The 13,913-nt window shown below is 66.0% G+C and carries 14 protein-coding genes; 5 read left to right on the forward strand and 9 right to left on the reverse strand.

Annotated elements, in window-relative coordinates; translation table 11 throughout:
- Positions 1–34: 34 nt before the first annotated feature.
- Complete coding sequence (locus G394_RS0116500; protein ID WP_028578590.1) at positions 35–559, reverse strand: universal stress protein; 525 nt, start codon at positions 557–559, stop codon at positions 35–37.
- 237 nt (positions 560–796) lie between these two features.
- Here G394_RS0116500 and G394_RS19680 point away from each other — a divergent pair, with 237 nt between their 5' ends.
- The gene (locus G394_RS19680; protein WP_051307270.1) at positions 797–1,834 is read left to right on the forward strand and encodes a polysaccharide deacetylase family protein; all 1,038 of its coding nucleotides are present in this window, start codon (positions 797–799) and stop codon (positions 1,832–1,834) included.
- Positions 1,835–1,964: 130 nt separating this feature from the next.
- Complete coding sequence (locus G394_RS0116510) at positions 1,965–2,318, forward strand: response regulator (RefSeq protein ID WP_028578591.1); 354 nt, start codon at positions 1,965–1,967, stop codon at positions 2,316–2,318.
- A 124-nt stretch (positions 2,319–2,442) separates the two neighbouring features.
- On the opposite strand, the gene G394_RS0116515 is transcribed toward G394_RS0116510, so the two are convergent.
- The 7 genes from G394_RS0116515 to G394_RS0116545 all read right to left on the reverse strand — a co-directional run bounded on the left by G394_RS0116515 (position 2,443) and on the right by G394_RS0116545 (position 7,759).
- Positions 2,443–4,134: an FAD-dependent oxidoreductase gene (locus G394_RS0116515; RefSeq protein ID WP_028578592.1), complete on the reverse strand. Its 1,692-nt coding sequence runs from the start codon at positions 4,132–4,134 to the stop codon at positions 2,443–2,445.
- Positions 4,135–4,242: 108 nt separating this feature from the next.
- The gene (locus tag G394_RS19685; protein ID WP_051307271.1) at positions 4,243–4,677 is read right to left on the reverse strand and encodes a hypothetical protein; all 435 of its coding nucleotides are present in this window, start codon (positions 4,675–4,677) and stop codon (positions 4,243–4,245) included.
- Entirely contained in the window at positions 4,670–5,644 is a 975-nt protein-coding gene (locus tag G394_RS0116525) for a 4Fe-4S dicluster domain-containing protein (RefSeq protein ID WP_028578593.1), read from the reverse strand. Before G394_RS0116525 ends, G394_RS19685 begins: the two co-directional genes overlap by 8 nt.
- 67 nt (positions 5,645–5,711) lie before the next feature.
- Positions 5,712–6,215 (reverse strand): universal stress protein, encoded by a 504-nt coding sequence (locus tag G394_RS19690; protein ID WP_043776323.1) that lies wholly within the window; start codon positions 6,213–6,215, stop codon positions 5,712–5,714.
- 4 nt (positions 6,216–6,219) lie between these two features.
- Positions 6,220–7,224, reverse strand: a complete 1,005-nt coding sequence (locus tag G394_RS0116535; protein WP_028578594.1) for an arsenic resistance protein — start codon at positions 7,222–7,224, stop codon at positions 6,220–6,222.
- A gap of 15 nt (positions 7,225–7,239) precedes the next feature.
- The gene (locus G394_RS0116540; RefSeq protein WP_028578595.1) at positions 7,240–7,461 is read right to left on the reverse strand and encodes a hypothetical protein; all 222 of its coding nucleotides are present in this window, start codon (positions 7,459–7,461) and stop codon (positions 7,240–7,242) included.
- A gap of 13 nt (positions 7,462–7,474) precedes the next feature.
- A complete protein-coding gene (locus G394_RS0116545) occupies positions 7,475–7,759 on the reverse strand; it encodes a hypothetical protein (RefSeq protein ID WP_028578596.1) in 285 nt (94 codons plus the stop codon).
- 218 nt (positions 7,760–7,977) lie between these two features.
- Between G394_RS0116545 and G394_RS0116550 the strand changes: the two genes are divergently transcribed.
- The 3 genes from G394_RS0116550 to G394_RS20440 all read left to right on the forward strand — a co-directional run bounded on the left by G394_RS0116550 (position 7,978) and on the right by G394_RS20440 (position 11,177).
- Positions 7,978–9,342, forward strand: coding sequence for a sigma-54 interaction domain-containing protein (locus G394_RS0116550; RefSeq protein WP_028578597.1), 1,365 nt, complete (start codon positions 7,978–7,980; stop codon positions 9,340–9,342).
- Between the two features lie 142 nt (positions 9,343–9,484).
- Complete coding sequence (locus G394_RS19695; protein WP_051307272.1) at positions 9,485–10,384, forward strand: damage-control phosphatase ARMT1 family protein; 900 nt, start codon at positions 9,485–9,487, stop codon at positions 10,382–10,384.
- Positions 10,356–11,177 (forward strand): Rossmann-like domain-containing protein, encoded by an 822-nt coding sequence (locus G394_RS20440; RefSeq protein WP_084435774.1) that lies wholly within the window; start codon positions 10,356–10,358, stop codon positions 11,175–11,177. The genes G394_RS19695 and G394_RS20440 overlap by 29 nt, the downstream gene beginning before the upstream one ends.
- Before the next feature lie 349 nt (positions 11,178–11,526).
- On the opposite strand, the gene G394_RS0116565 is transcribed toward G394_RS20440, so the two are convergent.
- Complete coding sequence (locus G394_RS0116565) at positions 11,527–13,911, reverse strand: FAD-dependent oxidoreductase (protein WP_028578598.1); 2,385 nt, start codon at positions 13,909–13,911, stop codon at positions 11,527–11,529.
- Positions 13,912–13,913: the final 2 nt, after the last annotated feature.

The following is a 13,913-nucleotide window of genomic DNA, read 5'->3' on the forward strand; positions in this document are numbered from 1 at the left end:
GTCGGGCTGGGCGTTGCGGCCGCCGGAACCCGCCTCAGCAGGCGCACATGTCGTTCTGCAGGTTCGGGACGGGTTTGAAGCCCAGACGGCGCAGGCAGGACCCGCCGCAGGAATTGGCGCAATCGCATTCATCGCCCACGACGGCCACGGGCACGGAACTGCGAGCGCTGACCCTGTCGGACAGCGAGCCGAGGAACGAACGTACGCCGGTCGCGCCGCCGGAGCCCATGATGATCATGTCGCAGCGGTTGGCGCGGGCGGCGTCGACGATGGCGTCGGCCGGAGTGCCGTGGCCGATGACCGTCTTGAACACCACGCCGGCCTCGCGACAGCCGTCCTCGTACAGGCGCAGGACCTTGGAGATGCGCTCCATGTCCTTCATGTTGATCTTCTTGCGGGCCTCGGGGCTGATGCGGGCGCTGACGAGGCTCAGGGCGTGAAAGAGCACGACCTTGCCGCCGCACTGCTTGGCGAGGCCGATGGCGTAACGCTTGGCGCGACGGGACGCTTCGCCGCCGTCAACGGGAACAAGAAATGTTTTGAGACCTGGCAGTTCCATATATGCTTCCTCCGAAAGTTTTAGGTTGGTCAGTCAACCAATTTGTGACACGGCTCACAATGTCCGTCAAGAGGAAAGTTGCTCCATGGACGAGGGGCTGGGAAAATGGGGGGTCGCGAACGGCATGGCATTGCTTGCGCTTGCGTGTGGAGGGACGCCGTGCGATCGTCCGCACGTTTCGTCGGGCGGGAATCGCCGTCTGCCCGGCACGGTCTTCCAACAAGCGGGGCAGGTTCCATGCAGGTGTTGCGTCACGCGGCCGGGTTCATCCTTCTCTTCATGGCATCGGCAGGGCTGGTCCAGGCCGGACAGGGCTCACGCGTCCTTCTGGACGGGCTGTGGACCCGGGCGCAGCTGGCCGGGACGCCGGCCGACCATGTGGTCAGCCGCCCGTATTCCAAACCCGCGGACATCACGCCGCCTCTGCGGCTCGAACCCGTCGCGCGTCTGGCCGAAGTCCCGGCGGGCTCGCGCGGCGTCATCCGTCGCGTGCATGTCCCGGCCGGGGACAAGGTCCTGGCCCTGACCTTCGACCTGTGCGAACGGGCCAGCAACCGCACGGGCTACCGCACCGAGATCGTCAATTTCCTGCGCGGCCAGGGCATTGCGGCCACGTTCTTTGCCGGGGGCAAGTGGATGCGTTCCCACCCGGAGCAGACCATGCAGCTCATGGCCGACCCGCTCTTCGAACTGGGCAATCACTCCTGGACCCATGCCAATTTCGCCCTGACGGACGAGGCCGAAACTCGCGACCAGGTGCTCTGGACCCAGGCCCAGTACGAACTGCTGCGCGAAGAGCTGGCGCGCCGGGCCGACGGGCGCGGCCTGGGGGCGGAGATGGCCGCGGTGCCTGCTTCCATGACGCTTTTCCGCTTGCCTTACGGCCGCAACGCGCCCGAAACCCTGGAGCGTCTGGCGGTCATGGGGCTGCCCGTGATCCAGTGGGACGTCTTGGGCGAAGGCGGGGCGGGCACGGCGCGGGATATGGCTCTGCGCGCGGCGGGCGAGGTGCGCCCCGGCTCCATCGTGCTCATGCACGCCAACGCCGTGCCGCGCCACACGCACGAAATCGTCCCGGTCTTCGTGGACGAACTGCTGCGCCGGGGCTGGCGTTTCGTGACCGTGAGCGAACTTCTGGCCATGGGCCGGGCCGAGACCGTGCAGGACGGCTACTTCGAGCGGCCTGGCGACAACCGGCAGTTCGACACGGGCTATCCGGGCAAGGGGACCCTGCATCCCGCACCCCGGCCCGAGGCCGGGAAGGCGGCGCAGTGACGTTGCGCCGCACCCGTTTGTGCGTGCCGTTCCCGGCTTTGCGCTCAAATCCGGTTTTGTCGCGCAGAAGACAAAGATTTCTTTCAACGCCCTTTTGAATCTGCTAGGACATCGAAAAAGGGAGGCAGCCATGGACCGCAAGAAGGTGCTGGTCATCGACGACGAAGAGCACGTGCGCATGCTCTATGACGCGGAGCTCCGGGCGCAAGGCTACGACGTGGCCGTGTCCGACGGCAGCGAAGACCCTCTGGAACTCGTGCGGCGCAATGCCCCCGACCTGATCATTTTGGACATCAAGCTCGGCAGCAGATCGGGGCTCGACCTGCTGCAGTCCATCCGCCAGAAGCATCTGGACCTGCCCGTCATCCTCTGCACCGCCTACGACAGCTTCCGCTGCGACCTCAAATCCATCGCCGCCGACGCCTATGTGGTCAAATCCTACGACAGCACGGAATTGATGAACAAGGTCAAGGAACTCATCTAACTACGCGAAAAGGCTCCGTTGCGTACGCGGTGGCGGAGCGCTCTTTCTGAATTTTCTCCGAAGCGTCGAAAGCCCCCGCACAGAATGGCTGTGCGGGGGCTTTCGACGCTTTCAAGGAGGGAAGCTATTGTTCCCTGGCGAAGGGCCAGGCCATGAGGCCGCCTTCCATGACGCGCACGTCGGTGTAGCCTTCCTTTTCCAGGATGCGCTGGGCCTCGTAGCCGCGCATGGAGACCTTGCAGAAGGACAGGATGGTCGCGTTCTTGTCCTCGGGCAGTTCGGACACGCGCTTGCGCAGCTGGCCCAGGGGGATGAGGGTTTCGCCGCGTCCCAGGCGCATCTCCTTGAACTCCTCGGGGCCGCGCACGTCGAGGACATACAGGGGGCCGCCCGCGTCGAACAGGGCCTTGGCCTCCACGGCGGAGATGCCGGTCATGAGCCCGCGCATCTTGTTCTGCAGGATGTGCGCCGTGGCGATGGCGTGGTCGATGGCCTGCGAATAGGGCGGGGCGTAGGGCAGGTCGGCCATGGCCATGTCGTCCACGGTCCAGCCGGCGGCCACGGCCACGGCCATTTCCGAAGCCTGGCGGTTGACGTCGCCCTGGCCCACGCAGGCGAAGCCGAGGATGCGGCCCGTGGCGCGATCGGCAATCATCTTGGAGACCAGGGGTTTTGCGTTCATGAAACCGGGCTTGTCGGGGCTGGCGTTGACGGCCGTGACCACGTCGAAGCCGGCTTCGCGGGCTCGGCGCTCGGACAGGCCCGTGGAGGCGGCGGTGAAGTCGAAGACCTTGCAGATGCCGCTGCCGATGGTGCCGGGGAAGCGCACCGTGTCGCCGAGCACGGCGTTTTCGCCGGCCACGCGGCCTTCGAGGTTGGCCAGGTCGCCGTAGGGGGCGAACATCTTCGCACCCGTCAGCCGGTTGGTGACCTCGACGCAGTCGCCCGCGGCGTAGATGTCCGGGTCCGAGGTGCCCATGAAGTCGTTGACGACGATGCCGCCGAACCGGCCGATCTCAAGGCCGGCCTCCTTGGCCAGGGCCGTGTTGGGGGCCACGCCGATGGCCATGACCACCAGGTCGCAGGGCAGCTCGCGGCCGTCGGCCAGGCGCACGCCCGTGACGTGGCCGTCTTCACCCGTGATCGCGGCGATGCCCGTGCCGGTCAGGATGTCCGCGCCCTTGGAGCGGGCGTGGTTCTCCACCAGCAGGGCCAGTTCCGTGTCGAGAAAGCCCAGAACCTGTGGCAGGGCCTCGACCACGGTGACATGAACGCCGGATTCGTGCAGGGCTTCGCAGGCTTCCATGCCGATGAGGCCGCCGCCGACGATGACGGCGCGCTTGCCCCGGCCGTGTTCGGCCCAGGCGCGCATGCGGTCGGCGTCGGCCATGGAGTTCAGGGTGGTCACGCCCTGCAGGTCGCGGCCCAGGATGGGCGGCATCTTCGGCACCGAGCCGGTGCAGAGGATGAGCTTGTCGTAGGCCAGCATGCCGGTCTCGCCGGCGGCGTTGATCCAGTTCACGACCTTGGCCTCGCGATCGATGCGCACGGCCTCTGTGTTGACCATGGCCGTGATGCCCTTGGCGCCGGCGAAGAATGACGGGTCGCGGACCACGCCGGCCGGGGTGCACAGCAGCTTTTCGCGTTCCTTGAACATCCCGGAGACGTAGTAGGGGTAGCCGCACGAGGCCATGGACAGCTCCGGGGCCTTCTGCAGGAGGATGACCTCCGCGCTCTGGTCCAGGCGGCTGGCCCTGGCCGCGGCCTTGGGTCCGGCGGCAGTGCCTCCGATGACGACGATACGCTTGGGAACCATGAGAAACTCCTTGATGATGAATTTTTGTGTTGATCGAGGTCCGGTCCGGCCGTGTCCGCGCGCCCGACGAGAGTCGGCAACGGGCGGCGGGAGGGCCGTCGGGAAAAGTTACTGCGCTGCGTCCGCCTTGGTGCGGGCCGCCAGGGCATGGCCCAGGCTGACGGCTCCCAGCAGCATGACGAAGCCCAGGTGTGCCCAGTCCACGGCCATGACGAGGTTCGGGGAAAAGAACACGTCGGGCTGGTTCTTCATGACCCGCACGAGGCCCGTGGCCACGACGCCGGCCCAGCTCAGGGTTAGGAGCAGTCCGCCGGAAGTCCACCTTCGCTTCATGGCCAGGGGCAGCCGCCAGCCCAGGAAGACCAGCAGGACGGCGGCCAGGCCGTAGTGCAGGATGTGGTTCAGGTAGTAGTCGGCCGTCCAGGCGAAGCCCGGCACGTCGGCCAGGTAGTAGCGCGCGAAGATGGGCATCTGCGCGAAGCCCGTGAAGAGCAGGGCGAAGACCGTCAGGCGGAAGATCAGATTCAGGCCGCGCTTATTCATGGTCGTCCTCCGAAGCCGCGCCGCGGATCAGGTGCAGCGCTCCGGCGACCAGACCGGCCAGGGGCGCGGCGTAGACGGCCCGGGCAAGGGTGTCCTCGGTGGTGAAGGGATTGCCGACGGAGGCCAGGTGCGGCCGGCCCGGCCCCTTATCGATGGCCTGGTTCACGACGTCGAAGGGCACGGGCGAGACGTAGAACGTGTTGGTCCCGCCGTTTTCCGTGTCGCCGTAGAGGAAGCCGCCGGTCTCCTCGGCCAGCTTGCGGGCCTGGGCCAGGATCTTATCGCGCGGGCCGATGGTCTGCACGCCCTCGGGGCAGACCTCGATGCAGGCGGGCGTGCCGCCGGCTGCAACGCGGTCCTGGCAGCGGTCGCACTTGTACATGACGCCGTTGCCCGCGAAGCTGGGGGCCAGCTTCAGGTACAGGCCCACGCCCGTCTGGCGCTCGGGGATGTGCCACGGGCAGACGTCCTTGCACTTGGAGCCGCCCAGGCAGATCTCGTCGTTGATCGCCACGATGCCACGCCCGTCCTTGGACGCCGCGCCCCAGGGGCAGAGGTTGGCGCAGGGCGGGTTCTGGCAGTGCAGGCAGCGCCGCGGGATGTTCAGTTCGAAGGTCCTACCGTTGTACTCACCAGAGGCCGTCTGGATGTAGAGCCAGTTGTAGGGCGTCAGGCGGTCATTCACGTCGCGCTTGTCGCTCCAGTCTGCGGCCTTGACCCGGGACGGGTACATCTTCGGGAAGGGTTTGACGGGTTCGGGATACCTGTGTGCGTTCGCCTCGCGGCAGGCCTCCACGCAGGCCCCGCAGCCGATGCATTTGGACAGGTCGAGCAGGGTGGCCAGAACGACTGCTACGCTCGAGGCCGAACTGGATCCTTCCGCGGCTCTGCCCTGCGCAGGTCCGGCCACGGCTCCGGCCGCTGCGGCCAGACCCGTGGCGAGGAAAGATCTGCGGTTGATTTTCATGCATTTCTCCAAATGGTTCTAAGTGTAGCGATCCATGCCTTTTCCGGGTTTGCAGGCCTGCTCATCCTCACGCCTTCTCCCCAGGCAGCCGCACGGTCAGCACCGGCACGGGACTCAGTCGCACGACCTTGCGGGCCACCGAGCCCAGCAGCATGTCGGCGAACACGCCCCGGCCGTGGGCGCCCATGACCACCAGATCGTGGCCCGGGATTTCCTCGAGGATGCGTTCGGCCGGATCGCCAGTCAGGATCTTCACCTCCGCCCCTGCCACGGGGCAGGCGGCGTGGTTCGTGGCGCACTCGGCGGCCATCTCGCGCACGCGCTTCTCGGCCTTGTCCTTGGCCCGCGTCGTGGCGGACGCGTTGAGGTCCTTCCAGCCGGCGGCCTCGAAATGCGTCTCGATGTCGAACCCGGCGTCCTCGCTCATGAGGTCCACGAGGTCCGGAACCACGTGCAGGATGGTCATGGCCGCTCCGTAACGGGTGGCCAGGGATACGGCGTGGCGCAGGGCCAGGCGGGCGCTTTCGGACAAGTCGGTGGCGTAGAGGATGCGTCTGTATTCGGGCAGCATGGTTCTAGCTCCTGCCGGCGGGTTGGGGTGCGGTGAATCCCGGCGCCTGGGCCGGGCCGAAGAGGCGGTCGGTCAGCCGGACGTACCAGGCCGCGCTCTGGACCTGGATGATGTAGGCCATGGCCACGACCAGGGCCGCATCGGAGCCGCCCGCGCCGAAGGCGTTCATGGCCACGGCCAGGGCGATGGACAGGTTGCGCATGACCGTGCCGTAGACCATGGCGATGGCGTCGCCGCGCGGCAGGAGCATGCGCCCCAGGATCGTGCTGAGGATGAAGTTCGCCCCGTAGATGACGGCCAGGGGGACGAGGATCTGCAGCAGCACGGCGGGCGCGCCCATGATGGTCTTGGCTTTGAGGGCCAGGGCGATGAAGACGATGCCGAGCACCCCGACGGTGGACAGGGCCGGGAATCGCGGGCCCAGGCGTTCGGCGAAGGCCTTCTGGCCGTAGACGCGAACCAGAACCCGCTGGGTGGCGTACCCCAGGGCCATGGGCAGGAAGACGATGAGCACGATCTGGGAGAAGACGGCCGAGACATCCATCTCGATGCTGGCTCCCAGCAGGCTCCGGACGTAGATCGGCGTGGCCAGGGAGCCCAGGGTCAGCCCGATGACGGTCATCTTCACGGCCGCGGCCACGTTGCCCTTGGCGAAGCCCGTCCAGGAGATGGTCATGCCGCTGGTGGGCACCAGGCCGGCCAGGACGACGCCGAGCATCATGTAGGGCTGTTCGCGGAAGAAGACCCAGGCCACCCCGAAAGCCAGGAAGGGCACAAGGCCGAAGTTGACGAGCTGGGTGATGATCTGGGCCTTGATGTCGCCGCCGGAGAAGACCTGGTTGATCTTGAGGGTGACCATCATGGGGTAGACCATGAGAAAGGTGAACGGCACGATAAGACCCTTGAGCCACGACACGTCGCCCAGCAGGCCGCTGATGAAGCCCAGGACCATGACCGCCGGGATGGCCGTGACCAGATTTTTCGAGATGGTTTGCAGTACGTTCCACATGGTGTCGTTCCCGCTCTATTCTTCGCAGGTCGCGCTGGTTTCGACTTCCCGGCAATCCGGGTTACTCATGCACGGGGCGTCGGCGACCTTCATGACCCTGAGTCCGCCGGCACGTCTCTCGGCGATGAAATTCTTCCCGCACGAGGGGCATGGGTGAAACTGTGGTGCGTAGTCGTCGGCTTGGGTAATGGTTGTTTCGGCCTGACAATACGGACAGGTGACGGTGATGGCGGACATGTTGGCCTCCTGATTACTGGTTTTCGACCTTGGGAACGGTTCTGGCGACACGGACGAGGTAGTCCGCATTCTCTTCGAAGCCCATGACGCAGGATACGGTCTCGAAGGTGCAGTCGGGGTGCACTCGCTGCAGGTCCGCGAGGAAATTCCTGTCGTTGGCCAGGACGTGTACGCTCTCGCCGGGGTGGAGCCGTTTGATCAGGGCGCAGGTCTTGAGCATGCAGAAGAAATCCATGCTGTTGCGCATGTCGATCCGGGCCGCTGCGTCCTTGCGCTCAAACTGGTCGTGGCACTTCATGCGGCCTATAGAGCGAAGGCCATGCCACCACGGGAACTTGAGCGGCGCCGCGATGATTTTTTATGTTTAACTATATGAAATGTAGAGAATAAATTGTCATTAATCCTGAGGTGCGCGCTTGCTCGAAGCGGAGTTCCTTGAACTTTTCATGTTCATAAAATAAACATCTGAACGGCATGGTGTTCATAAAAATAACGTTTTGGTTGACAGGTGAACAGATGGAAGAAAACCTGAATCAGTACTGGAAGACCGTGGTCAACACCATCCAGGACGGGGTCATGATCGTCACCCCGGACGGGCAGATCGTGTCCGTGAATCAGGCTCTGGTGGACATGACGGGCTATGCCCGGGAGGAGCTCATCGGCGCGCCGTGCTCCATCCTCGGTTGCTCGACCTGCGAGTTGGCGCGGGGAATCCCCCAATGCCATTTCTGCGTGATGTTCGAGAAGGGCGAGCTGCGCCGCCAGAAGTGCGGCCTGGTCAGGAAGGACGGGACGCGGCTGCCCGTGGTCAAGAACGCCTCGGTGCTGCGCGACGCCGACGGCTCGGTCATCGGCGCGGTGGAAACCATCACGGACATTTCCGACCTCGTGGACAAGGAGGCGCAGATCGAGATTTTCCGGCGAGAACTGTCGGCCGAGGACAGCTTCCACGGCATCGTCGGCCGCGACGCGCGCATGCAGCAGGTCTTCGACCTCATCGACGGCGTGGCCCAGACCGACGCGCCCGTGGTCATCTACGGCGAGAGCGGCACGGGCAAGGAACTGGTGGCCAAGGCCATCCACGACGCCGGGCCCCGGCGCGATCAGCCGTTCATCAAGGTCAACTGCGCGGCCCTGAACGAATCGTTGCTGGAGAGCGAGCTTTTCGGGCATGTACGTGGCGCCTACACCGGGGCCCACAAGGACAGGGTCGGCCGGTTCGAGAGCGCGGCGGACGGCGACATCTTTCTCGACGAGATCGGGGACCTGCCCATGGCCACCCAGGTCAAGCTCCTGCGCGTTCTGGAAGAGAAGGTCATCGAGCGCGTCGGCGACCACCGGCCCATCCCGGTCCGCGCACGCATCATCACGGCCACCAACCGCGACCTGCCGGATCTGGTGGCCAAGGGCCAGTTCCGCCAGGACCTCTACTACCGCATCAACGTCATCCCCATCCGCATCCCGCCCCTGCGCGAACGGCGGGAGGACATAGCGCTCCTGGCCGCGCACTTCTTCCGTCGCAGCCAGATGAAGTCGGGCAAGCAGGTCCGCGGCATCTCCCGCGAGGCCATGGATCAGATTCTGCGCCATCCCTGGCCCGGCAACGTGCGCGAACTCAGGAGCGCCTTCGAGTACGCATTGGTGGCCTGCAAGACGGACATGATCGAACCCCGCGACCTCCCGGCCGAGGTCTTCCGCCAACCCGAAGTCTGCCTCCCCGGCGAGGTCTCGGGCCGCAGCCTCGACGAAATCAAGAAGGAGCGCCTGCGCAAGGCCCTGGAAGAGGCCGGGGGCAACCGGTCCGAGGCGGCGAGGATATTGGGCATTTCTCGGACGAGCGTGTGGAGCCAGATGAGGCGGTATGGGATTGGGAGCGAGTGAGCCGGCGCGTGATCGGTCCGGACTCCGGTTGCCGCCGCATCGTGCGCGCGCTACGTGCAGTGCGCGGGGGAACCCGGAAACAGTGGAACCTCGGGATGCAGGATCGATCCCGTGCCACGCAGCACTTCAAAGAGGAAATATAATGAGGACATCTCTCGACTGCCTGCCGTGCATCGTCCGCCAGGCGGCGGACGCATCCAGGATGGTCACGGACGACGATGGGGTCGTGCTGGAGATCATGAAGATCGTTTTCGACAGGCTCGCCCGGGCGGATCTTTCGGTCACGCCTCCGGAAATCGTGCGGGCCGTCCATGCGGTCATCCGCCGCGAACTTCATGACGCCGACCCGTTCCTGTCCATCAAAAGGAAATCCACGCAGCGGGCCCTGGACATCGCTGCCAGCGCCAGAGAAGCCATCCGGAACGCCGGGAATCCTTTTGCCGCGGCGCTGGCGTTTTCCATTGCCGGCAACATTCTGGATTTCGGCATGCGGTCCGAGTGGAACGAGGCGATTATTACGGATTCCTTTTCGAAGGCTCTGGAGCGGTCCACGGCATTCGACGCCGAGGCGCTGGCGCGGCTTCGTGACGAGATCGCCGCGGCCGACACGGTTCTCGTGCTGGGGGACAACGCGGGGGAAGCGGTCTTTGACAGGCTGCTCATCGAACATTTTCCGCGGCGGAAGAACGTGCACTACGCGGTCAAGGCCTCGCCGGTCATCAACGACGCCACCTGGGAGGACGCCGCGGCAGCCGGCATCGACGAGGTGGCGGCAATCGTCAGCAATGGCGCGGACATCCCCGGCACGGTCCTCTGGGAATGCTCCGCCGAGTTTCAGCGGATTTTTCACGCCGCGGACGTCGTGATCTCCAAGGGGCAGGGCAATTTCGAAACCCTCAACGAGGACCCGCGCAAGATCTGGTTTCTGTTCCAGGTCAAGTGCCCGGTCATCGCCAATCATTATTCCTTCAGCGTCGGAGACTGGATGCTGCTTGAGAAGAACGGGAGTTGCAATGAGCAAGACGGTCTGCACTCATCATGAGAATGTAAAAGTCAAGTCACGTCCTCCCTTGCAGGGCGGGGAGCTGCGGCTGGCCGAGGAGATGGTCCGTTCTCTGGCACGGCCCGAGGCAGTGGTCGAGCGGGTCGTCGTCGGCGACAAGTTTCTGGCCGTCGTTGCCGGCAGCCGCGTGGGGCTTTCCTCCCTGCTCGGGGCCAGGGCCGACGACGAGGGCTTGCGGCAGGTCCATACCGCCGAAGGTCGGACCGTGGCCGAACTTGCCCGGAACATCATGTCATGCTCAGCGTTCTGCGTCAGCTTGGGTCTGGCGGCGGTCAACGCGGCCAACGCGCCGGGGCCCGAGAGCGCCTCGGCCGCCCCGGGCGGGCCTGCCGACGAGCTCATCGTCGCCCTGGGGCAAAACGGCAAGGTGGGGCTGGTGGGCGAGTTTCCGTTCGTGTCCTCGCTGCGCGAACGGGTCGGTGAAATGCATCTCTTCGAGTTGCGCGACGTCCCGGGCGCAGTCCCGCCTCAGGCATGGGACGAGACCCTGGCCGGGCTCGACGTGCTCGCCGTGACAGGGACCGCGCTGTTGACCCGCCGGATGGCCTACTTCCTGAGCCGCGCCCGGCAGGCCACTGTTCTCGTGCTCGGGCCGAGCACCCCGCTGTCGAACTCCCTGTTCGAATTCGGGGCCGATTACCTGTGCGGTTCGGTGGTCACGGACCCCGAGCCCGTCCTCGACGGCATCCGCGCCGGCCTGCCCTTTCACCAGGTCAAGAAGAACGGCGGCATCCGCTTCACCCGCTGGACCCGCGAGGACCTGCCCGGTTGAGGCTGTCCTGCGGATTGCGCGGCTTCAGCCGGCTGCCAACCTTTCCTCCATCGTGCGGCGAAGACTTCGCACAATCGCCGCATGATACGCGGAGAATAACGCTACATCCGACAACAGGGGGCGTGGCCGCGGCGGGCTTGTGACCCGAAGCGGCTGTTGCCGCCGCTCGTGGGCGCATCGGGCCCGGGGTATGCGTTGGGACGGTTGCGTGATGTCGGCCAAGAGCTGCCGTCGCCGCATGCCTCATCGTCGCACTTCGCGATCAGTCACGAAAAAAGGGGGAAAGTCGCCTTTCCCCCTTCGATATCGTTGAGTGACCTCGCCGTTCTTCGTCCGGAGTTGCCGCCGGTTATCCCAGCGGCGTGTTCGGGATCAGCGTCCAGATGCCGCATGGGCAGGCTCCGGCGCAGAAGCCGCAGCCGATGCACTTCTCGCTGTCGCAGACCATTGCGAACTCGTTGTCCGGCAGGGCCTGGCGGCTGATGGCGCCGCGGGGGCAGATGGCCTCGCAGATGCCGCAGTCGCGGCACACGCCGCACGACGAGCACTCCTCGGCGCACTGGTCCAGGCTCTCGAAGCCGCCCAGGCGCGGGTCGAAGTAGGCCAGGTTCATGCGCGAGTAGTCGATGGTCTCGGACATGTGGTTGCCCGGGTCCATGTACTCGATGCGCGTCTTGAGCTCCTCCATCATGTCGGCCGTGACGGACAGGGGCCGGCGGCCGGCCACGATGTCGTCGATGGCCTGGGCCGCGCGGCGGCCGTCGCCGATGGCCTGGGTGAGTAAGCCCAGCTTGACCAGGTCGCCGATGGCGAAGACGTGCGGGTCCGTGGTCTGGTTGACCTCGTTGACGGTGATGAAGCCGCGTTCGCGGGCGATGTTCTCGGGGAAGGCCTCCAGGTCCGGCGTGTCGCCGATGGAGATAACGACCGTGTCGGCCGGCAGAACCCGCCCGTCCGTCAGGACCACGCCTTCGGCCGTGATCTCCTTGGTGAAGCAGGGCCACATGAACTGGGCCCCGGCCTTTTCGGCCTCCTCGCGCTCCTTGCCGAAGGAGGCGGGCTTCTGCACGTCGATGAGGGTCAGGCTCTTGGCGCCCAGGCGGGCGGCCTCGGTGGCCACGTCGCAGCCCACGTTGCCGGCGCCGATGACGACCACGCGCTCACCGACCTTGCCGTCGCCGTGCTTGGCGGCCTTGAGGAAGTCCAGGGCCGTGACGAGCCGCTCGTTGCCGGGTACGGGCAGGGTGCGCGGGCGCTGGGCGCCGGTGGCCAGGACGATGAAGTCGTAGTCCTTCCTGATGGCCTCGAAGTCCTCGCGGGTCAGCTTCTTCTCCAGGCGAACGTGGGGGATGACCTCGCGGGCGCGGTCAAGTTCCGCCGCCAGCACCTCGGGCGGGATGCGGTTGGCCGGGATGGAGGCCTGCAGCTTGCCGCCGAGCTTCTCGTCCATGTCGAACACGGACGCCTTGTGCCCTTTCAGGCGCAGCTGCCAGGCCACGGAGATGCCGGCCGGGCCGCCGCCGATGACGGCCACCTTCTTGTCCGAGGACAGGGGCAGCATGGGCGGGTGGGCGTTGATGCCCTCCTTGCCGAGCATCTTGGCGTCCACGGGCTTGAGGCTGCCCAGGCCGCGCGTGCAGCCTTCCATGCACAGGTTGGGGCAGAGGTAGCCGCAGACCGTGGCCGGGAAGGGCGTGAACTCCAGGGACAGGTCCACGGCCTCGGCCAGGCGGCCTTCGCGGATGAGCTGCCAGCGCTTCTGCACCGGGATGCCCGAGGGGCAGCTGGCCTGGCAGGGAGGCATGTACTTGCAGTTTTCCCAGACGGGCACGTTGCGGCGCAGCTCGCCGGTGGTGATGAGGCCGATGGGCGATCGGTCGACGGAGGTCAGGTCGCCGACCAGGCCGCCGCGGCCGAGCTCCATGTCCCAGACCTTGGCGTGGAACTCGGACATGGACTTGCGCTTTCTGGTGATCTTCTCGTGCGGCGTCTTGGCCCGGGCCAGATGCCACTCCTCGCGCACGGCAAGCGTGGCGAAGAGGTCGTCCTTGCCCAGTTTGTTCAAAAACTGCTTGAGGTTTTCGGTCAGCCAGGCCCAGTCGTCGTCGGTGATGGGGGCGTGGATGGCGTCGGCCGCGCTGACTGTCTGCTCCTGGCCGCGGTAGAAGATGCGGCCGCCGACCATGCCCACGCAGGGCCGGTAGCCCAGGGTGCAGGCCTGGTCGATGGCGTCCACGCCGCAGACCACGGCCACGCCGCCGGCCATGAACTCGGCGAAGTAGTCCCCGGCCTGGCCCAGGACCCACAGTTCCGGGGCGGGGAAGCGCGGGTTCTGCTTGGTCATGGTCATGGAACGGGAGCCGACGTCGCCTCCGACGAAGACCTTGCCCTGGGCCATGGCGTTGCAGGTGCCGTTGCCGGCATTGCCGTGCACCACGACTTCGGCGCCGGCGTTGAGCCAGCCCGTGTCGTCGGAGGCCGGTCCCATGACCTCGATGAAGGTGCCGGGCACGCCCAGGGAGGCCATGCGCTGGCCGGGCGCGCCGGTGATGGTGACGTGGATGGGTTCTTCCTTGGCCACCCACAGGCGGCCGCCCAGGCCGTGCTGGCCGCAGGCCTCGATGGTCAGTTCGCGCGCTCCCTGACGCACGGCATCCTGGATGCGTTCCTCCAGGATGCGCGATTCCAGGCGCACGCCGTTTTCCTTGCCCGCAATGAATGTGTTGTTCTGCATAT

This window comes from Desulfomicrobium escambiense DSM 10707 (genome assembly GCF_000428825.1).
In the GTDB taxonomy this organism is placed as follows: Bacteria; Desulfobacterota; Desulfovibrionia; order Desulfovibrionales; family Desulfomicrobiaceae; genus Desulfomicrobium; species Desulfomicrobium escambiense.